Genomic DNA, 21,334 nt, shown 5'->3' with positions numbered 1-21,334 from the left:
ACTCCCTTATCGCCCAATCAGCGGAATGAAGTATTGGTGCTGTTGGCTTATCGTACCATGCGACTGTAACGGGCCGTACTCATGTTGCGCCCCATTGGTCTCGATTTCCACCAACCAGTAGGAATAAGCAACCCCAGCTAGCACGTGACGATCGATCACACTGTAACTAGCACCATTGCTTGCACTACCACGAGCAGGGATCACCGCCAACAACGACGCTTTATCGCGCCCGCCAGTTGAGCGATAAATCATAAAGATACTCGTGTTCACCTCAACGCCAGTTGTCCAGCGAATTTCCCAACCCCCTGTAACCGGAAGCAGCCGGAACTCAGTCAACTCAATCGCCGTAGGCGGAGAGTCGGGTGGCGGCGTGCGCAGGCGGGTCGGGTCATCAGGCGTAGTGGTGGTGGGATCGTCGCTCGAGGTGGTTAGTGTATTGTCGCCGCTCACCGTTGCCTGATTCACGATTTCGGTAACATTATTCGGCAGCGGTGTGTTCACCTGCACCCGGAAGGTGATGGTGAGACTGGCATTCACACCCAGCGACGAGAGCGTTACTTGCACGGCAGTATCACCAGCACTATTCCCCTGCGTCACGACTGCCGGCGGTGTTGCGGTCACGCTGCCGGTCACGAGGGTTGTGTTGGCATCAGGCGTATCAGAAACCACGAGCTGCCGGGCCACCGCTGGGCCAGTATTGGTCAAGATCAAGGTATACTCGATCACATCACCGGAACCGGCCAAGCCATCGTTATTGCCATCGACGACGATCGCGGCGCTCTTGGTAAGGCGCACGGCAGCATTATCAGGAATGACCGTCGAATCAGACGCCGACACCGGCGGCAAGCTCTGGCCGGCGCTATCGGTGTAGTTCAGCACCGCCGTATTGGTCAGCGTCGCCGGCCCGCTCGCCGTCACCAGCACGGTGATACTCACGCTCCCGCTCGCCCCCGGCGCGACCGGGTTGGTCAGCGTAAACGTCACGAGGCCGCCGCTCTCGCTACAGCTCCCCGCGAGGCTGCCGAGCGAGCAGCTCTGATAACTCACCCCGGCTGGCAGCGTATCGGCCAACGTCACATTCCGCGCCTCTCCCACCCCGGTATTGGTAAACGCCAAGGTGTAAGTCAACGTCTGCCCCGGTGCCGTCACCGTGGAACCATCGCTCTTGCTCAGCGCCATTAAGGGTTGGGCCGGCACCACGGTGCTATCGCTCGCCGACACCGGCGGCAAGCTCTGGCCGGCGCTATCGGTGTAGTTCAGCACCGCCGTATTGGTCAGCGTCGCCGGCCCGCTCGCCGTCACCAGCACGGTGATACTCACGCTCCCGCTCGCCCCCGGCGCGACCGGGTTGGTCAGCGTAAACGTCACGAGGCCGCCGCTCTCGCTACAGCTCCCCGCGAGGCTGCCGAGCGAGCAGCTCTGATAACTCACCCCGGCTGGCAGCGTATCGGCCAACGTCACATTCCGCGCCTCTCCCACCCCGGTATTGGTAAACGCCAAGGTGTAAGTCAACGTCTGCCCCGGTGCCGTCACCGTGGAACCATCGCTCTTGCTCAGTTGCAGCAAGGGTTGGGGTGGTATCGTATTCGTATCAGAAGCTGACACTGGCGGATACTGGTTGCCCAATTGATCGCGATAATTCAGCGTCGCGGTATTGGTAATCGAACCAGCGGCGCCGGCATTGACCTGCACTGTCACTAATACCGTCCCACTCGCACCAGCAATGACGGGATCAGTCAGCGTAAATGTCACCACGCCGCCACTCTCGCTGCACGAACCATTCAACCCATTCATGCTACATCCGACGAACGACGTCTGGGCGGGGATGGCATCGGTAATCACCACGTTGAAGGCCGCGCCGGGGCGCGCATTCGGCGGCACACGCGTCAGGTTGGATTGATTGGAAAACTGAATTTGGTAGGTCAAGGTCTGGCCGGGAGCCGTGACTGAAACGCCATCGTTTTTGGCGATGGTCATATCAGGCTCAGGCGGCAATTCGATGAAGGAGAGAAGGCTTGCTTGACCCTCTTGAATAAATTGGTTATTGCGATTAATGCAGGTTACAATCCGCCACCAACCCGGTTCTGGATTGGTAATCGTATCACCGCCACGAACCATCGCAGTGCCATTATTCCACACCGCATTGGCGGAAAGCGTTCCCACAATGCCACCAGTCAAGGCATTCGGATCGTAGGCGGCGCTGGGGGCATAATACCGAATGCGCGTTTGCCCGTCCATATCAAAGTTATTGAACGTAACACTGGCTTGGCCGGGTGTAATATACTGGTACAACGTGAGACATTGGACAGTAGTGCTGTCATGTTGATACGAGGTGCTAGCCAACCCAATCAGCAATTCATCACCGGTACCTTCAATCCCATCAGGGTTGTCATAATTGGCCGGAGGAGGGGTAGCGGGATTGTTATCATCATCAGTGCCGAAACGCACCCGCCAGCTATTATCGGCATTGCCGCCAGTTTGGGTGCGCAAAATATACGCGCCACACGTCACCGGCGCAGCAATCGTGTACAACCGTGTCCATTGCGGCCCAATCGTGTTAGGATTATACGTCTGCTGGATCAACGAACCAGCCGCACCCGGCGCTGGTTGGGTTGGCGGATTCAGCGGCGTGCCTACCGCATAGACTTCAAATGTGGTTGTGTACGAGGCGTTGATCGTGCCGCCAAATTCATCGGTGACCCCACCGCCCGCAGTGCTGTTCAGATCAGGATGAAACAGATCAATATGCACGGGGATGTTGGGATTCCAGTTGCAGGGCACGTGGAGAGTAAAGTAGTGGTAGCCATTGCCACCGGCTGGATTGGTATACCAGTCACCGATAGATAAGGTGCGGGTTGAACTGGAGGTTTGGATGTAGAATGGCGAACCGGCAGGTGGCAATTCAACGGCGCTAGCAATGCGGTACGCCAGCATAGGCAGAGCTAATGCAACTGCCCAGATGAGCAGCAACACGATGGTAATACGACGTTGCATAGTGATTTCTCCCTTACCGTGCCCCGAAGAGTGTGTGATCTAGGGGAAGGTTCGACAACGCATAAACGTAAATGCTGACCGAATTATAGCATAGATTGGCTACATTGCCAATACTTTTTGGGCTATGTTTAAGCAGGACTATAGTACTACCAAAAATTAACTTTTACATTATGACGTAACTGTAATGTCTCAAACATGACAACTATTGTTCGTAACAATTCCAACGATACGGAGCAACAACAGTGCCAACAATTGCCACACGCCACGGAGCGCTTCACTATCTCATTGCCGGCCACGGCATGCCATTGGTGTTAATCCATGGCAACACCTATAGCGCGACAACGCAGGTGCGTCTCGCGCAGCGCTTCGCCGATGAATTTACTGTCTATTCATTTGACCTGCTCGGCCACGGCGGATCGGCGCGTCCGCCTGATCTCTTCACCACTCGCTATTTTGCGATACAGGGAGAAGCGGTTGCTGATGCGCTAGCTGGTCTGTTTCATGCGCCAGTACCCGTCTTTGGCATGAGCGCAGGTGGAATTAGCGCGCTCAATGCGGTTTGCCTTCGACCTGATCTGATCGCCGCTCTCATCCTTGATGGCGTCTTTGCCCGCGTGACAGCAGCCACGTATCAGGCGCACCGCAATGCGACCGCTAGTATGTCACCAAGCTGGCACCGTTATATGGCCGGCCAGCACGGCGCCGATTGGTGGCCGATTCTGAATGCTGGCGTCGAGTCGGTGATCGAGCAATTGGCAGCGCAAGAGGCGTTAGTAACGCCGTGTCTTGATCAGATCAAGGTTCCGACCATCATCTTTCACGGCGGGAAGGATCCGTTCGTGCCCGACGAACAGGCCCGCGCAGTTGCGGTTGGCATTCGCGGTGCGCGCATTGTGTATGAACCGGAGGCAGGTCATTTGATTGCATGGCGCAATCCTGATGCATTTCGGGCGCGGGTCGGGCGATTTTTGGCTGAACACGGGCTGCTGGCGCCAAAGGCCTAACTCCAAAGTGAACTAAAGATGGCATACCCTCATAGCGCTGTGCGCGAGCAGTGAGGCACATGCGATCAACGCGAATGCCCGCGCGCACATTGGCGCAGCTTTGTCGCATCATAGGAGCAACCAGTTGCAAGCGTGGCCGCTCGCTCGCACCTGTGCGAATACACCGTACACACAGTTCACTCGCCAGCAGCATACCTGCACCTGATTGAACACCTCAGCGGCCAGTCACTAGCAGGCCTTGCCATACACGCTCGCAGGAGATTGCTGCGGGCCGGAGGCCTCCCCCGATGCTGGAGGCCTCCGCACCCTCGCAATGACATGGTGAGAGCGGTTACGTTACGGATACGCTAACGCTAGCGCGCAATCATCGGCACAAAGAGACTATAGCTTGGCACGACTGGCGGTGCGCTAGACGGTGTGATGGTCACGGTAAAACTACCACTGGCCGTATTGCCGGCAGCATCGGTTGCCGTGCAGGTCACGGTCGTCACGCCGAGCGGGAAGGGGCTGCCGCTCGCCGGCACGCACGTTACCGGCACGCTCCCCGACACCGCATCGGCGGCGCTCGCCGAGAATGTTACCGTTGCCCCGCCGGGGCCGGTTGCCTCGCGAGTCAGGTTGCCGGGCAGCGTCAGGGTAGGAGCTGTCGTATCCACGACCGTCACCGTAAAACTGCCGCTGGCCGAGTTACCGGCGGCATCGGTCGCAGTACAAGTTACTGTGGTCACACCGAGCGGGAAGAGGCTGCCGCTCGCCGGCACGCAGTTCACCGGCACGCTCCCCGACACCGCATCGGCGGCGCTGGCCGAGAATGTTACCGTTGCCCCGCCGGGGCTAGTCGCCTCGCGGGTTAGGTTGCCGGATAGCGTCAGGTTAGGGGCCGTCGTATCCACGACCGTCACCGTAAAACTGTCGCTGGCCGTATTGCCGGCGGTATCGGTCGCGGTACAGGTCACGGTCGTCACACCGAGCGGGAAGAGGCTGCCGCTCGCCGGCACGCATGTTACCGGCACACTTCCCGACACCGCATCGGCGGCGCTGGCCGCGAACGTCACCGTTGCCCCGCCGGAGCTAGTCGCCTCGCGGGTTAGGTTGCCGGATAGCGTCAGGTTAGGGGCCGTCGTATCCACGACCGTCACCGTAAAACTGTCGCTGGCCGTATTGCCGGCGGTATCGGTCGCGGTACAGGTCACGGTCGTCGCACCGAGCGGGAAGAGGCTGCCGCTCGCTGGCGTACAGTCGATTGGCACATCACCGGCGATAGCATCGGTGGCGCTAGCCGCGAAATTGACAATCGCGCCATTAGGACCAGTCGCCTCGGCTGTTTGATCGGCGGGTAGTTCGAGCGTTGGCGGGGTGGTATCGATTGTGAAAGTAACCGCCACATCGCTTCCCAGCGCGATGCCGCTAACGCTCGTCAGATTAGCGCAGGCGATCAAGGTGTATTGGCCATCGGGCAAAGGTTGGGTGGTTGGAATGATCGTAGTGGTAGCGCCATTGACCAGCGCTTGGTTGATCAAACTGCCGGAAGCGCTCGCACAAGCGGCAGCGACGCCAGTTACGAGGCGATAATTGGCCGGATTATCGCCATTGCGCAGCAGTTCGGCAAAGGTAAGACTCAGATCATTGATCGGGCTATTGACAAGATCACCATTGTTCAACGGCACACCCGTGGCCCCATCACTGCGCACAACTGATTGCACCGTTGGCGGCACAAAGCTGAGGCGGCGGCCAAAGACTTCAAACTGGCGATCAGCGGCGACGCCGTTGAGATAGCCGGCCCAGACCGTCATAAAGCGACCGGCGCCAGTAGCAGCGACCCGCGGCGAAACCCGGTGCCAGTTGACCGGATTGAAGTTGGTCGAGCTGGCGATTTCCGCTTCACCAGCAGGCAGCGGGCGAGCTAAGCCGCTTGTGCTGGCTTGAAATGCGTTCGGCGCCAGCGCTGGCGTACTGCCGATCAGGAAGTTGCCGCCGCCAACTTGGGCCAACGGCGCGCTGCCATCGGTATCGGCATTAAACCGCTGGCCATAGATCTCGAAGCGATCATTCACGGTAGGATCGCCACGCCAAACCACCAGCCACTCGCGGTTGAAGGCATCATACGCCACATCGACATCGAGGCCCTTGAAGCGATTATCAACGCCATTGGAGCTAAAACTGACCCGTTGCCCGCTGACGCTCGTACCGGCGCCGGTAGGTTGCCGGAGACTGGCATACACCTCTTCAAAACCATTAGTGTTATCGCCAAACCACACTACCAGATACTGATTGCGATCAGGATTGTGGGCAACAGCCGGACGATAGGCATCACAATTGGCATTCGCGCAACCTGTCGTCTCACCCACTTGGCTGATCCGGTGGTCGTCGCGATAGTTACTGCCGATGCCGGGCAAGAGGTGGGCCTGCGTGCCATCAGCAGCCAGCACCTGCCCGTAAATCTCGAACTCGCCATCTTCGACGCCGCTGGAGTTATTATCGGCTGACCAGACCACAAACCATTGGTTATCGACACTGTTGTAGGCAATCGCTGGAGTCACCGCATCGTAGTTAGGACGCTCGCTAGCAACTGTAGTGACAAAACCGGCGCGGCTCACGAGAAAGTCATTGGGACCAATCTGGCCGATAAAGGGACGGGTAGGATGGGGATCAAGCGAGAAACGCTGGCAGCGAATCTCGAATTCACCCCCTTGCTCGGCAAAGGGTTGTGAGAGAAAGCTATTCGCTCGATCATCCGACCAGCAGATCAGAAATTCACCGTTCTGGCTATTGTAGGCAACATCGGGCGAAAAGGCGTCCCAATCCGGATTCCGTCCGCCGAAATTCGTGCGATAGAACCCAACGTTAATTTCTGAAATGCGATCATCCTCTGGATTGCCGCATGCGTCACGGATCAAAAGATCGCCATCGGCAGCCACTACTTGCACATAAATCTCAAACGCGCCGCCGGCGCGATAACCGGCCCGGTCAGAATTGGGATTGTTGCAATCGATTAGTGGATTAGTATTGTCAGCCGTCCATGCGACCAGAAAGACGTTATCGCGCGCGCTGTAACTCACAGCCGGACTATATGCATCAAACGGATCAGTAAGTCGATCATTGCCATTGCGACTGATCCGAAACGCCGTTCCGCTCACTTCGGCGCCAGACGCAGAGGGGGCAACCAAAGCCCCGGTAGCGGCATCGACAAACTGGCCGTAAATCTCGAACTCATTCGTACCACCGCCGGCGCGCTGGCGAGCGTACACAACAAGGTACTGATTCGTCACCGGGTTGTAGGCCACATCCGGCTCGAACGCATCAAGGGCCGGCGCAGCAAAACTGATGCGCTCATCATTATCGCCAACCACGCTGTTGAGCGCAATACCGGCTGCTGCTTCCGGTGTGATCAGAGTGCGGGCACTGCTCACCACCGGCATACTGCCCATCACCAAACTGATTGCTAGCACGGCAATCATGAACCGCCATAGACGCATAGCTACTCCTCGTGTTACATTGTGTCCATTGGCAACAAACAATGGGTGAGCGTGATGATGATGGGAGAGGGAAAGCTCAATGACGAGCATAACAAGTGAGAATGTGGCAGCAATGAATAAATGCGTACCACAAAGGTGACAAAAAAGTTAAGCGGAGGGAGAATGAGGTTAGCCGCAACGTGCGACAGATGCACGCCGACCCGCCGCTCGCCGGCAGAGAGCGATAACAACGCATAAGCAACGCCAAACTGCTATAGCAGCTTAGCCGCAACCGTTAGCTCAATCGGTGCTCACACGCTGATGCGGTCTGATAATCTGTTGCCAAAAGCTGATCGCAGCGTGCTGCGGATTTGGACGGACAGACGTACCCGCAACAATAGAGTGCGGCAGTGTGACTGCCGCACTCCAGAATAGGTCGCAGAGGGCCTGCCGTGCGGCAACCATACTGCCGCACTCCATCGGCGCTGCATGTACTCCTTACTGGCGCTGGTCAAGCTGCTCTTTCACCGCCGCCGCAACCCGCTCGGCAGTCAGGCCAAATTCGGTGTAGAGGCGCTGGAACGGCGCGGAAGCGCCGAAGCGATCGACGCCAATGATCGCACCGTCACAGCCAACATAGCGTTCCCAACCCAGTGTTCGCCCGGCCTCGATAGCAACCCGCGCTTTGATTGACGGGGGCAACACGCGATCGCGGTAGGCTTGCTCTTGCTGATCGAACAGCTCGCGGCAAGGCATGCTGACTACCTGTACAGCAATGCCCTCATGCGCCAATTGATCCGCCGCAGCCAACGCAATTTGCACTTCCGAGCCGGTAGCAATAATGATCGCTTGGGCCGGATCGGCGGCGCGCAAGACATACCCACCGCGTAAGACGCCATCGGCAGCGCCGAGCTGGGTACGGTCGAGGGTCGGCACGTTCTGGCGCGAGAGGATCAGCGCGGTGGGGCCAGTGGTACGCTGGAGAGCCAAGCGCCATGCCATCGCTACCTCGTTGGCATCTCCCGGACGCACTACCAGCAGGTTGGGAATGGCGCGCAACGATACCAGATGCTCGACCGGCTGGTGGGTGGGGCCATCTTCACCAACGCCAATGCTATCGTGGGTAAAGACGTAAATGACGCGCAACCCCATCAACGCCGCCAGCCGGATGGACGGGCGCATATAGTCGCTGAACACAAGGAAGGTGCCGCCATAGGGAATGATACCGCCGTGCAGCGCCATCCCGTTGAGGATCGCACCCATCGCGTGCTCACGGACGCCAAAGTGCAGGTTGCGCGCGTGAAAATTGTCGCCGCTGATCGAGCCCAGTCCTTCCAGATAGGTGAAATCCGAAGTGTGCAGGTCAGCCGAACCACCGAGCAAACCGGGCATGATCGGGGCCAATGCCTGCAAGACCGCACCGGAAGCGGTACGGGTACCTTTGGCCTTCGGATCAGGAGCAAAAACCGGCAGCGCCGCTTCCCAGCCGTCGGGCAAGCCACCCGCTTGCAAGAGGTCCCATTCGGCGGCCAGTTCGGGGTACGAAGCGCGATAGCGGCGCAGCATCGCCTCCCATTCGCGCTGGCGCACCTCGCCGACTTCAACCGCCAACTGCATGTGGTCGTAGACCTCATCAGGCACATAGAAGGCCGGCTCTTGCGGCCAACCGAGCGCCGCTTTGGTCAAGCGCACCCCCTCGACGCCGAGCGGCTCGCCGTGGGCTTTGTGACTGCCGGCGCGCGGGCTTGCGTACCCGATCACCGTGCGGGTGATGATTAGCGAGGGCCGCTCGCCATCAGCGATCGCTTCGGCCAAGGCCAAGGCCACCGATGACATATTGTGGCCATCGGCGTACAACACTTGCCACCCGTAAGCGGTAAACCGCTCGGCCACGTTCTCGCTCCACGCCAGTTTGGTCGGCCCAACCAGCGAAATATCGTTACTGTCGTAGAGCACGATCAACTTGCCCAGATGCAGATGGCCGGCTAAGCTGGCCGCTTCGTGCGAGATGCCTTCCATCAGGTCGCCATCGCTGGCAATAACGTAGGTATAGTGATCAACAACCGGAAACCCAGTACGGTTAAACTTGGTCGCCAACCAACGCTCAGCAATTGCCATACCCACCGCCGTGGCAATCCCCTGCCCAAGCGGGCCGGTGGTCATCTCAACCCCCGGTGTCTCGTGGTATTCAGGATGGCCGGGAGTGCGACTCCCCCACTGCCGGAACTGTTTCAGTTCATCCATCGGCAGATCATACCCGGTGAGATGGAGCAAAGCGTAGAGCAACATCGAGCCGTGCCCTGCCGACAACACGAACCGGTCGCGGTTCGGCCAGTTGGGGTCAGCGGGATTATGCTTGAGAAAGCGGGTCCAGAGCACGTAGGCGGCATCGGCCATGCCAAGCGGCATACCGGGGTGGCCGCTGTTGGCTTGTTGGACGGCGTCGATGGCCAGCGCGCGAATGGCGTTGGCGCACAACTGGTCGATGGTGGTTGTCACGGGTTCATTCATGAGGCAACATCTCCTGTCGGTGCGCCGTCGCTGATCGCCGGCGCGAGCTCACCACTCTGTGGTTCATCATACCACTGCTTGGATGCAACGCTGCATGAACAGCGACGAGACGATCGTAGCCTGCGCCGGCGCTGCTATGTTTGCAAAGCATGCTGCGCGGGGGCAAGGAACCCGGCCCTAAAGGGCCGGGCTACTCTTACGAAGCCCGCTGCGCGGGCTGCCCTCACCCCCCACACCCCGCTCCCACCTGACGGCGGGAGCGGGGGAGCTGCCGGAGTGGCGGGCAAGGAACCCGGCCCTGAAGGGCCGGGCTAGGGGTACGAAGCCCGCGGCGAGGGCTGCTGCCCCCACCCCCCACACCCCGCTCCCACCTGACGGCGGGAGCGGGGGAACCGCCGGAGTGGCGGGCAAGGCATGGCGGGAGTGAAACGCAGCAGCGTCCCGCTCCAGCGTTGCGTTCAAGGGCGGACAGAACATCTGTCCGGTACCCGGCCCTAAAGGGCCGGGCTTTGGGTTACGAAGCCCGCTACGCGGGCTGCCCTCACCCCCCACACCCCTCTCCCACCTGACGGCGGGAGCGGGGGAGCTGCCGGAGTGGCGGGCAAGGCATGGCGGGCGTGGAACGCAGCAGCGCCCCTCTCCCGCAACGCGAGAGAGGGGCTGGGGGTGAGGGTCTGTTCGCCTCATTGCATTGTGCGACGCTTCCGGCTACATTTGTTATGATAGAGCCATCATACTCACGCACCAACGAGGCGTTATGGCCGAACCTTTCCTGATACTTGAAACTGATCCGGCAATTGAAGGCTTGTGGGTCGCAATTGAGACAGCGCGCGCGCAGAGCTACCCGCTCACCGGCGCGGCGTTCCGGCTTACGCGCGCACCGCAAACACCACACGAGGCGTTAGATGCTGCGGCGCGCGAACTCGACTTTCAACCGCTGGGGCCGCACTGGATCGAGGTGCCGCGGCGGATTGCGGTGAAGATTGCTACGCACATCATTGCCCACGATCTCGCCTACCCTGACGAGATTGTACCAGCAGCGCAGGCGAGCGAATTGGCCGGTAGGGTATTGGCGCTGGTGGGGCCTCAGGCGCGCTACTTTACCAACGGCGCGGTGAGCGGCGAGTTTGCGATCTATGACGTGCAGGGCAATGAAGTGATCGGCTGGCGCTCGCTAAGCGACGCGCCCTTTGACCATGGTCTATTTGCGCTGGATGATCGGCGCGTGATCGTGTTGTGGGCGGAAGATGCGCCGTAGGTGAGCTATCACCTAGAAACGCTATCTGTTTCGCGTATAATACCAACGTGATGAACCAACCTCGTTTCTTCAATCCATCCGCTGTAACCGCGCCCTTCCGTGTGCTGTGGGGCGCCTTACGCGATTTGTTCGACGAATTTCTGCTGCTCACGCTGGCCAATATTCTGTGGGCAGCGATGAGCGTGCCGCTGTTTAGCATTGCCTATGTCGCTATGGTGAGCAATGCGGCGCTGCCAGCGGCAGCAGCGGCGCTGGTGGGAGTCATACCGGCGGCCCCTGCCTTTGCCGGTTTGTATGTGCTGAGCAAGCGAATTATGGAGGGGCGGGCCAGCAAACTCAGCGACTTTTTCGCCGGGATGCGGGCTTACGCTGTGCCAGCATGGCGGCTGTACGGGGTGTGGATGGCCGGGTTGGTGTTGATTTTGTGGAATCTGGCTTTCTATGCCGGCGTTCCCGGTATCTTGGGCGGGGTGCTGATCGGTTTTTTCCTCTACCTCTTTATGCTCTGGTCGGCGCTGATTATCTACGCTTTTCCGCTGATGGTGTTGATGGAACGGCCTTCGCTGAAGCAGATTGCGCGCAATGCGCTGGTGATGATTGTCAGCCGGCCCGTCTATACGCTTGTAACCATGCTGCTGATGGGGTTCATCTTGATTCTGAGCAGTGTGGTGCTGGTGGTGCCTTTCTTGCTCTTTGCCGTTGCGCTGTTGGCATTGTGGAGTACGCGGGCCACCCAGTTTCTGATTGATGAAGCACAGGCCCAAAAAGAAGCGGCGGCGGCTGAAGCGGCGCCGCCAGCGGAGGAGCGGGGCCGGCGCGGGCAGGTGCGGCCTAAGTGATCAGGCGCAGAGGGAGCAGAGGCGCAAAGGGTTTTAACGCAAAGGCGCAGAGAACGCAAAGCGCGCAAAGGGTTGTTAATGTTATGATGCGCTGCCGGTGATGCAAGTATGAATGGGCGCACACCTACGAAGGCGATGGTATGTTAACGCGACGGATTATTCCTTGTCTTGATGTGAAGGCTGGGCGAGTGGTAAAGGGGGTCAAATTCCTCAACCACCGCGACGCCGGTGATCCGGTGGCGTTGGCGGCGGCTTACAATGCCGCCGGCGCCGATGAACTGGTCTTTTACGATATTACCGCCTCGAGCGACGAGCGGGCGATTATGGTGGACGTGGTCGAGCGCACCGCCGCCGAGGTGTTTATCCCGCTGACGGTTGGCGGCGGCTTGCGCAGTGTTGAGGACATGTACCGGATGCTGCGGGCCGGGGCCGATAAGGTGAGCCTGAATACGGCGGCGGTCTACAATCCGAACCTGATTGCCGAAGGCGCGCGGCGGTTCGGCAGCCAGTGCATTGTGCTGTCGGTCGATGCCAAGCGAGTGAACGCACCCGGCGAACCGCCGCGGTGGGAGGTCTTTACCCACACCGGCGCTAACCCGCGCCCGACCGGCCTCGACGCGATCGAGTGGATCAAGCGCGGGATCGATCTCGGCGCGGGTGAAATCTGCATTAACAGTATGGATGCCGACGGCGCGCGCACTGGTTACGATCTCGAACTGCTCCAAGCGATCACCGCCATCTCGCCGGTGCCGGTGATTGCATCGGGCGGGGTTGGCTCGCCGCACGATATGTACCGTGGGATTGTTGAAGGCGGCGCTGACGCGGTACTGGCAGCCTCGATCTTCCACTTCGGCGACTATTCGGTTGCCGATGTCAAGCACTATTTGGCCGAACACGGCGTGCCGGTGCGGCGGTCGTAGGGACATTGCGGCGCAGGGACATTGCGCTGCAATGTCCCTACGGTATTACGGTACGCCGATTAACGCCACGGCATCGATCTCGCTCCAACTGCCATCGCGCTGATCAAGCGTGATCCGTGCCCCAACGATCCGGGTGAGGGTCTGCTCAACCGCGATCGTGAGCGCAAACGGGCACTCAGGCGCCGGGGCCGGCTCGGCGCGGTAGACCACCTTGGCTGTGCCCTGTTCGTCAATCAGTTCGACCAGCGTAATGGAGCCGGGTTGGTGGTTCTGGTAGATGATCAGGCCGGTGGCAAAGACCGGATCGGCAAAGGAGACAGTCAGCGTCTCGCGGCTGCCGGGAGTAGCCGGCGCCCACGCATTAGGACTGTCTTGGCACTCTGGCACATCAGGCGGCCCGACCACGCCGCTCGGATCGTAATCGGGTGCGTAGAAGCTGCTGGCCGTAGCTGACGCCACCCACTGCTGCACCGTCTCGCTCGGCGGCGCTTCCGCAACCGGCGTGAGCGCGATCGTTGTCGCTAGCGCATCGGCGTCGGTTTGCAAGCGGAACGCTGTCACCGCACTGTATTCGCCGCTATTGTCACTTACCCAGACGACACCGCCGGGAGCGGCTACAATCCCGTTGGGCAAGCTCAACTCGCCGGGGTTGGGGATGCTGCCGGGAGCAGCCGGCGCACCGCCGCGAGCCACAATCGTGCCGTCAGGGGCAAGGCGCAGGATCGTGCCGGCATAGGTGGCGAGGTAGAGATATCCGGCGCGATCAATATCGAGCACCGGCGCAGCCAATTGGGCAGGATTAGCCGGATCACCCCAACGGGCCAGCACACTGCCATCAGGGGCCAATTTGACGATTGCGCCGGCAAAACTCTCGGCCAGATAGATCGCACCGCTGCGATCCACCACCACATCTGCCGGCGCCAGATCGGGCGGCAAGGCAATCCGTTCCAGCAAACGGCCTTCGGCGCTAAAGCGGACAATGCTGCTAGCGGCTAACCCATCGGGGCCGGGACGGGTGTCAAGCGCGTACACGCTGCCGTCCGCGCCGACGGCGATCCGTTGCGGCGCCGACAGGCCAAACTGGTCGGGGGCATCGCCGTGGCCGCCCCACCGGCCACGGAACGCGCCATCGGCGCTGAAGCGGACAATCGCGTTGCGCCCGTAATCGGCGACGTAGAGATCGCCGTTCGGGCCAAGCGCAACATCGTAAGCATCAAGCAATTCATCGGCGCCGAAAGTGGTGCGCAGCGTGCCATCAGGGGCAAAAACCCAAATTCCGCGCCCGCTTTCGGCGAGGTAGAGGGTGCCATCGGGCGCTGCTGCCAACCCGCGCACGGCGACAAACCGGCTATTGGCCGGGCCGCTGCGGCCACCCAGCCGCAACACAAACCCCGGCGGCCCTGAACGCACAATTTGCGGCTGGGCAGCCACATCAACCGGCGTTGGGGTAGGGGTAGGCAACGGCAACACCTCTAGCGACGCCACAATCCGTTCAATGATCGGTTGTTCAGCTTCCCAGTCGGCGGCTGCCGCTTGGGCCAACACCCGCACCACCCGCATCCCATCAACCAACACCCACAACCGGCCAGCGCTGGCCGGGCCGCTGAGATCGGCAGCCAACCCTTGGGTCGCGCCGATCTGCACCGCTTGGGTAGGCGCAATCGTATAGCCAGCCGACTGGATCGCACTGCTCGCCAGCTCAAACACCGTCTCTGGGTTAGCCGCCGCCGGGCCATATTGGGCGGTCAGCGCCGCCAATGGCGTCGTATCGAGCGCAATCACCGGCGCGTTGATCACACTGGTCGCAAGGGCCGCCGCATCAGGCGCAATGCGCAACGCACTGCCTTCCACCCGGCTCTGCCACCCATCCGGCAAGAGCAACCGTACACCGAGTTCAGTAAACATCACTTCATTCAGCACGACTGCCGTCGGGCTAGGCGTCACCGGCGCCGGTGTTGGCGGCGGCGGCGCGGCACAAGCCGCGATCAGACTGGTGAGCAGGAATGCGATCAGCACAGGTAAACGCATGCCGGTTCCTTTTGCCATCAGACCATCATTATTGCACCTGTAGATATACCACATACCGGCAGATGCATGGTTCAGCACCGTGCCAAGCGGTATGACAACATTGCAACCCGATCGAGCATCAGATTAACGTTAAGGTTATGCTCATTCGCTATACTCAACGTTACAGGCAGGCAGGTTTTCGTTCCAGCGAGACAGCTTCTCTAGATTCGGCAGGCAATCAAGATGAATGGCTCAGCGTTGTACAACATTGGTTTTGTGCTTGAGCAAGCTCTTGGCCACGTCACGCATGCCAAAAACTTGCAGACAAACGTCCGGCGCGATCCTGATGTGCGGCCACACTGGGCACTGATCCCGTTCGAGACAAGCGGGATCGCGGCAAAAATACCGATTTACAAAAGCAACTGGACAGTGCGCGCTGGTTTGCGCACTCGCCATTCGCTACGCCGGCTGGTCAAATACGTGACCATCGATGCCCTCTTTTTTCACACGCAGGTGCCGGCGGTGTTAACCCCCGATTGGCTCCGCCGTTACCCCAGCATTGTTTCGCTGGACGCCACACCCTTGCAATACGACCAGCTCGGCCCCTATTACCAGCATGAGTCTGGTCCGCAATGGCTCGAACAGCTCAAGTGGCGGCTCAACCGGCGCTGCTTTTGTCTGGCGCGCCATCTAGTCACATGGAGCCAGTGGGCCAAAGAGGGGCTGATCGAGGGCTACGGCGTGCCGGCAGATAAGATTACCGTCATTCCGCCCGGCGTGAATGTGTATGAGTGGCAACGCCCCACTCCACGCACACGGCACGACGGCCCGGTGAAGATTCTCTTCGTGGGGGCCGATTTGGAACGAAAAGGCGGCTTACTGCTGCTCGAATCCTTCCGCGCTCTCCGCCCGCTCGGCGTTGAGCTGCATCTGGTGACAAAAGATCACGTGCCAGCGGAAGAAGGGGTCTTTGTCTACCACGGCATGCAACCGAACAGCGCACCGCTTAAAGCGCTCTACTATCAAGCTGACATCTTTGCCCTCCCAACGTTTGGTGACTGCCTGCCGATGGTATTGTCGGAAGCGGCCGCAGCCGGCTTGCCTGCCATCAGCACTCGCGTGGCCGCTATTCCTGAAATCGTGCGTGATGGCGAGACCGGTCTACTCATTCCTGCTGGAGATCAAGCTGCGCTAACCGAAGCGTTACGCCGTTTGGTCACGCGTCCTGACGAGCGACTTCACTTCGGCGAACAGGCGCAAGCCCATGTCATCCGGCATTATGACGCAGGCCGTAATGCTGGCCGGCTACTTGATGTGATCAAAGATGAAATTGAGCTTACTCGCATGCAAGAGAGGATTCCGGCGTGAATCATGTTTTGCTCACCGTTTCGGGAGTGATTCCTCCCGATCTTGAACAACAGATTGCAGCCGGACGCCGCCCGCGCGCCGATTACCTTGAGCTAGCCCGTCACTTCGGTGCGGATCTGCTCGATTACCGCATCGCCCGCGCCACCAGCGGCGTCGTTGGTCGCCTATTTGAGAAATTGGGCGGGCCAAATTTGATGCTGGCATGGGCCTGTTTTACCCGCCGCCATCACTATCAGGCTATCTTTACCGATGGCGAGCAGGTTGGGTTGCCGCTAGCGGCATTGCTCAAGTTTTTTAGCCCCAATCGGCGACCGCGCCACCTGATGATTGTGCATATCCTGTCGGTGCCCAAGAAGATGGTCTTTCTCGACCGGTTTGGCGTCCATAGCCATATTGACCGCTTTGTGGTCTATTCGACATGGCAACAACAGTTTATTACCAGCCGTTGGAAGCTACCGCCGCAGCGGGCGCCTTTCACGCCATTTATGGTTGATGACCAGTTCTTTCACCTGCGCCATGCACCGCCTCGCCCCACGCCACGACCCCAGATCTGCGCCGTAGGGCTCGAACGGCGTGATTACCCAACATTGTTACGCGCCGTCACCGGTCTCAATGCTGACGTAGTCGTCGCCGCAGCCAGTCCGTGGTCGAAACAACGCGATAGCACGCGAGGTCAGGCCATTCCGCCCAATGTGCGTGTGCAGAAGTTTAGCCAATACGAACTACGCCAACTCTACAGCGACAGCCGGTTTTTGGTGATGCCGCTGGAACCGGTGGAGTTTCAAGCTGGCGTGACTGCCATCCTTGAGTCGATGGCAATGGAGCGCGCCGTGATTTGCACTCGCACTCCCGGCCAGACCGATGTGCTTGTCGACGGCGAGAGCGGGTTGTACGTGCCGCCCCGAGATCCGGTCGCGTTGCGCGCCGCGATCGAACGGCTGCTAGCCGAACCAGAAACCGCCGCACGGATGGGACGAGCGGGTCGCCGGTTGGTTGAAGAGCGGATGAATCTTGACCATTATGCGGCTCGCCTAACCGATCTGTTGTACGAGACACTGGCCGAAGCAGGGATTGAGACCTCTACCACCAAGCAAAGGGCAGGGTTATGATGTCGTTCGTGTGGTTGCTGCTGACAATCTGCTACTGGATCGCGGGCAGCGCGCTGGCGCTGATAATTGCCTATCTCCTGCTGCTGACCGTTGCTGCCTTTTTTGCCCGCCGCGTCACACCGGTGCGTGATCAACCAACCACCCGCTTTGCAATCATGATTCCGGCCCACAACGAAGAGCGGCTCCTGCCCGATTTGCTGGCAAACCTCAATCAACTCGATTATCCGCGTGAGCTGTATAGCATCCACGTGGTCGCTGACAACTGCACGGATCGCACGGCCGCCGTGGCCACGGCCCATGGCGCGCATGTATACGAACGCTTCGACCAAACGCTGCGCGGCAAAGGGTATGCGCTAGAATGGCTGTTACAACAGATCTGGCAGCGCAATGAACTGTATGACGCGATTGTCATCCTCGACGCTGATTCGGTCGTCTCCGCCAATTTCCTACGAGTGATGGATGCTCGCCTTGCCCGTGGCGAGCGGGTAATTCAAGCCTACTACACGGTGCGCCAGCCCGAAGACGCATGGAGCGCGGGGATTCGAGCAGTGGCGCTGATCGTGCTCCATTATTTGCGCCCGTTGGGCCGGATGGTGCTGGGAGGTTCGACCGGGTTGAAGGGAAACGGCATGGTCTTTGCCGCCGAGATTGTGCGTCGCCACCGCTGGACGGCCTCGCTCACTGAAGACATAGAGTACCACATGGCCTTGATTTTGGCCGGCGAACGGGCAATGTTCGCGCCTGACGCGGTGGTGTGGGCCGAGATGCCTGACAGCCTGCGCGCAGCGCAAAGCCAAAACGAGCGGTGGGAGCGAGGACGGATGGAGATGGTGCGGCACTATGTGCCAATCTTGCTGCGTGAAGGGATCCGGCGGCGTAGTTTTCTCTTGATCGACGCCGCTATCGAACAACTCATCCCGCCCTTCTCGGTAGTGACCGGCGCGAGCATACTGATTGCACTCGCCGCAGTCGCTTTACGCGATCCGGCGGCGCTAGTGCTAGCCGGCTTCATCCTCGGCGGCCAGATCGTCTACATCCTCAGCGGCTTGATCCTCGTCCGCGCACCATGGCCGATATACCGATCGTTGCTATTTACGCCATTTTTCCTTGTGTGGAAGTTGTGGCTCTATGCGCGGCTCGCACTCGGCATCAAACCACGTGATTGGATCCGCACAGCGCGGAACCGGTCGTAGGGACACACGGCGGTGTAGCCGTAGGGGCACACGGCCGTGTGCCCCTACGGCGCGCGAACGAGGAATTCGATCTGATCGACGTAATATTGCGGCACGAGATCGCTGCTCGTTTTGAGGTAAAAACCGGTCACGTAGGTGTATTGCGGTTCGTAAATCAGATCATCTAGCCACACGTAAATCTCGGCCCACTCACCCGGCGCAATCGCGCGGTTAAGCCCAAGAAAGTAGAGGCGGGTTTCAGGGAAGAGCGGCTCGGCGCTATTGGTGACACGCCCCTCGATCGACACCGAATCATCATTCGGCACCCAATACGGCACCCGATTGCTCCCCACCACTGAAACCGTCATTGCATCGTTTGCGATCGGAGTTGCGCCGCCGCTTAACCGAAAACGCAGCGCTGCGACGCGATCACGCCGCAACTCAATCCCGCTTGTGCGGGTGAGGGTAAAGAAGAGGATGCCGGTGCTCTCGCTCGGTGTGACCGCAATCGCGGCCCGGCCCAACGCTACCACCTGCGTTTGAGTTAGCGCCAAACTGCTCAGCAACGCACTGTTATCCATGCTCCAACCCGGACTAAGACTGTCACGGTAGACCGGCACGATCTGAAAGTTGCTCACGTCATTATGAGTGCTTGCCACCGGCGTTGGCGTGGCCGGCGGACGTGTGGGCAAAGGAGTATGGGTAGGCGGGGGCACGAACAAGGTTGCGGTTGGACGTTCTTGAAAAAAAGGGGCAATGGTAGGTGTCGGCGCAACGGGAGTGAGCACCTCAACACTCACACGGCGGCCACATCCGGCAAGAATGATCAGCAGGCAGAGGAATAGACAGACAAGCCGCACACGCATACGATCCTCTGGGTTAGAGTGCCACAAACCGTCACGAGCGACCCAACGATTGCTGCGGCCCGCTCGAAGCGTTCTCCGCTCCCGGCAGAAGGGAAGGGAGCACACGGGCCGCACGGATCCGTCAACAATATCTGGCAAGGTTTGGGCAATGGTTACGCATGGGCAAAAACATCAGTGCGTAATCGCAGCCAAAGCCCATGCTCAGTATACCGCGACCTGCGCCATAGCACCGCGTCCCCCGGCGGCATTGCCTGTCCATACTGATGCGCTGCGCACCTAACCTGCGTCACGATCAGCGCGTTGCGGCGCGAAGACACGCCATGGCCACACCGGCGCTGGCTTACCGGCAGCAATCTGCGGCAAGGCATTGATCACACCCATCATCGTGCCGACAAACACCATACTGCCACCTTCCCATGACATGTCAACGTAGGCATAGACAAAGTGGGTAAAAATATAGAGGGTCGCAGTAAGCGCAAACACTCGCAATTGGCCACGCGGCATTAATCGCACCATCCGCGCCCCGTAGAGCATGGTAAGCGCTAATAGGAGGATGAGTGCGTAAAATCCGATCACACCGATCTTCATCCAAACCCACATAATCGAGTTATGCGTGATATATTCCCACCATTCAAAGAAGCTAATATCAGGCATCGGCACAATCATGTAAAACTTATTGCCAAAACCAACGCCGGTTAACGGCGCTTGGCGAATGGTGAACATAATATTAATATTTTCCAAATCCCGATAGATATTCGAGGCTGCATCACGAGCGCTCGGTTGGCCGATCACTGAGCGCACAGCCCGAGCTAATATACCGAGTGGCCCCTCATTGTTCCAGAAGATCATCAAATATGCCGCCATTGCTATTGCGCCTGTTGGCGCAATCAGATAAAACAGGCGACGATGTTCGAGATAAAGCAGCAACACAATCAAGCCAATTGCCATCCCCAAGGTCAAAAAGCCAGCGCGGCGAAAATTGGCGACAAGGCTAAACAGCACAAACGGCGCCATCAAGACCATCGCAAAACGGCGGGATGCGCTATCGTAATACAGCCACGCCGCAATCAAGAGCACAAAGAAGAAATTGAAGTGGATCGACATGGCATGCTCGGCGATCCGCTCCACCCCCTCCAAATCCCACTTCAACACATCATGCACATACCAAACGCCGGCCACCCCCTTGGCAAACAAGGCCACGGTCGCAACCCAAAAGAGCGTATTCAATTGGGCGCGTGTTTCAATCAGATTGCTCGCCAACAGCAACATGAGCGGCAAGTAAAAGATCGAACGCACTTCCCAGAGCGCAATCACGCGATTGCCGCCATTGGCCAACCCATACGCAAGCCCAATCACGTTAAATACCCAAAAGATCGCTGCTGGCCAAAAGAGCGGGCCAAAGTGAATCCGTAAGCGCCGTTCCGCCGCCGCCCGCACAAACCATACCGCCAGCGTCCAAACAATCGTCAGCTCTTGCGGGCTAAACGAAAACGAGTCGGACACATACATGATCGACTCGAGACTGGACAGATTCTTGGTGAAGGGATACCACGGGTGCAGCGAGCGATCGCCAAACAGGGTCAAACCAAGAATGGCATACAGGCCGAAGCGCGGTTGGATCGCAGTCGCTAGCAGCACACCACCGAACAGTAAAAAGGCCAGCACCGATTCGGGCGCCATCCGGCGGCGTAACAAGAGCATCACCACGCCAGTTAACGCCACCACGGCCATGAACAGAATCCACCAGCGCCGTTCGTTACGGCGGGCTACGGTCATGACATCGGGATAGCGGGGGACGAGCAGATCGAGCATAATGACACACTGGCCTTGA

General features: G+C 59.3%; 13 protein-coding genes. 7 read left to right on the top strand and 6 right to left on the bottom strand.

Going from position 1 to position 21,334, the window contains the following annotated elements; genetic code table 11:
• Positions 1-6: 6 nt before the first annotated feature.
• The gene (locus A6A03_RS09330) at positions 7-2,994 is read right to left on the bottom strand and encodes a COG1361 S-layer family protein (protein ID WP_066786880.1); all 2,988 of its coding nucleotides are present in this window, start codon (positions 2,992-2,994) and stop codon (positions 7-9) included.
• A 242-nt stretch (positions 2,995-3,236) separates the two neighbouring features.
• Here A6A03_RS09330 and A6A03_RS09325 point away from each other — a divergent pair, with 242 nt between their 5' ends.
• On the top strand, positions 3,237-3,998 hold the full coding sequence (locus tag A6A03_RS09325) for an alpha/beta fold hydrolase (protein ID WP_066786873.1): 762 nt from the start codon (positions 3,237-3,239) through the stop codon (positions 3,996-3,998).
• A 353-nt stretch (positions 3,999-4,351) separates the two neighbouring features.
• On the opposite strand, the gene A6A03_RS09320 is transcribed toward A6A03_RS09325, so the two are convergent.
• Positions 4,352-7,474, bottom strand: coding sequence for an HYR domain-containing protein (locus tag A6A03_RS09320; RefSeq protein ID WP_066786870.1), 3,123 nt, complete (start codon positions 7,472-7,474; stop codon positions 4,352-4,354).
• Between the two features lie 477 nt (positions 7,475-7,951).
• Entirely contained in the window at positions 7,952-9,964 is a 2,013-nt protein-coding gene (gene tkt / locus A6A03_RS09315; RefSeq protein WP_066786863.1) for a transketolase, read from the bottom strand.
• Positions 9,965-10,721: 757 nt separating this feature from the next.
• On the opposite strand from tkt, the gene A6A03_RS09310 reads away from it, so the two are divergent.
• The 3 genes from A6A03_RS09310 (at position 10,722) to hisF (ending at position 12,981) form a co-directional block, all read left to right on the top strand.
• A complete protein-coding gene (locus A6A03_RS09310; protein WP_066786860.1) occupies positions 10,722-11,222 on the top strand; it encodes a hypothetical protein in 501 nt (166 codons plus the stop codon).
• 50 nt (positions 11,223-11,272) lie between these two features.
• Positions 11,273-12,061: a YesL family protein gene (locus tag A6A03_RS09305; protein WP_066786852.1), complete on the top strand. Its 789-nt coding sequence runs from the start codon at positions 11,273-11,275 to the stop codon at positions 12,059-12,061.
• Positions 12,062-12,201: 140 nt separating this feature from the next.
• Positions 12,202-12,981 (top strand): imidazole glycerol phosphate synthase subunit HisF, encoded by a 780-nt coding sequence (gene hisF, locus A6A03_RS09300; protein ID WP_066786849.1) that lies wholly within the window; start codon positions 12,202-12,204, stop codon positions 12,979-12,981.
• Positions 12,982-13,026: 45 nt separating this feature from the next.
• Here the strand turns inward: hisF and A6A03_RS09295 are convergent, their stop codons facing one another.
• Positions 13,027-15,009: an NHL repeat-containing protein gene (locus A6A03_RS09295; protein ID WP_066786846.1), complete on the bottom strand. Its 1,983-nt coding sequence runs from the start codon at positions 15,007-15,009 to the stop codon at positions 13,027-13,029.
• A gap of 222 nt (positions 15,010-15,231) precedes the next feature.
• On the opposite strand from A6A03_RS09295, the gene A6A03_RS09290 reads away from it, so the two are divergent.
• Genes A6A03_RS09290 through A6A03_RS09280 form a run of 3 tightly spaced genes read left to right on the top strand, consistent with a single transcriptional unit; the run spans position 15,232 to position 18,658 of the window.
• Positions 15,232-16,356, top strand: coding sequence for a glycosyltransferase family 4 protein (locus A6A03_RS09290; RefSeq protein WP_066786839.1), 1,125 nt, complete (start codon positions 15,232-15,234; stop codon positions 16,354-16,356).
• Positions 16,353-17,465, top strand: a complete 1,113-nt coding sequence (locus A6A03_RS09285; RefSeq protein ID WP_066786834.1) for a glycosyltransferase family 4 protein — start codon at positions 16,353-16,355, stop codon at positions 17,463-17,465. Before A6A03_RS09290 ends, A6A03_RS09285 begins: the two co-directional genes overlap by 4 nt.
• Complete coding sequence (locus A6A03_RS09280; protein ID WP_066786827.1) at positions 17,462-18,658, top strand: glycosyltransferase family 2 protein; 1,197 nt, start codon at positions 17,462-17,464, stop codon at positions 18,656-18,658. The genes A6A03_RS09285 and A6A03_RS09280 overlap by 4 nt, the downstream gene beginning before the upstream one ends.
• 44 nt (positions 18,659-18,702) lie before the next feature.
• Here A6A03_RS09280 and A6A03_RS09275 read toward each other — a convergent pair whose 3' ends face one another.
• Both A6A03_RS09275 and A6A03_RS09270 read right to left on the bottom strand, forming a co-directional pair.
• The gene (locus tag A6A03_RS09275; protein WP_066786819.1) at positions 18,703-19,503 is read right to left on the bottom strand and encodes a hypothetical protein; all 801 of its coding nucleotides are present in this window, start codon (positions 19,501-19,503) and stop codon (positions 18,703-18,705) included.
• 276 nt (positions 19,504-19,779) lie between these two features.
• Positions 19,780-21,315, bottom strand: a complete 1,536-nt coding sequence (locus A6A03_RS09270) for an O-antigen ligase family protein (RefSeq protein WP_066786817.1) — start codon at positions 21,313-21,315, stop codon at positions 19,780-19,782.
• Between the last annotated feature and the right edge of the window lie 19 nt (positions 21,316-21,334).

The organism is Chloroflexus islandicus, assembly GCF_001650695.1.
GTDB classification, from domain to species: Bacteria; Chloroflexota; Chloroflexia; order Chloroflexales; family Chloroflexaceae; genus Chloroflexus; species Chloroflexus islandicus.
Note: the sequence above shows the minus strand (reverse complement) of the source record. Positions and strands in the feature narration are given on the sequence as shown.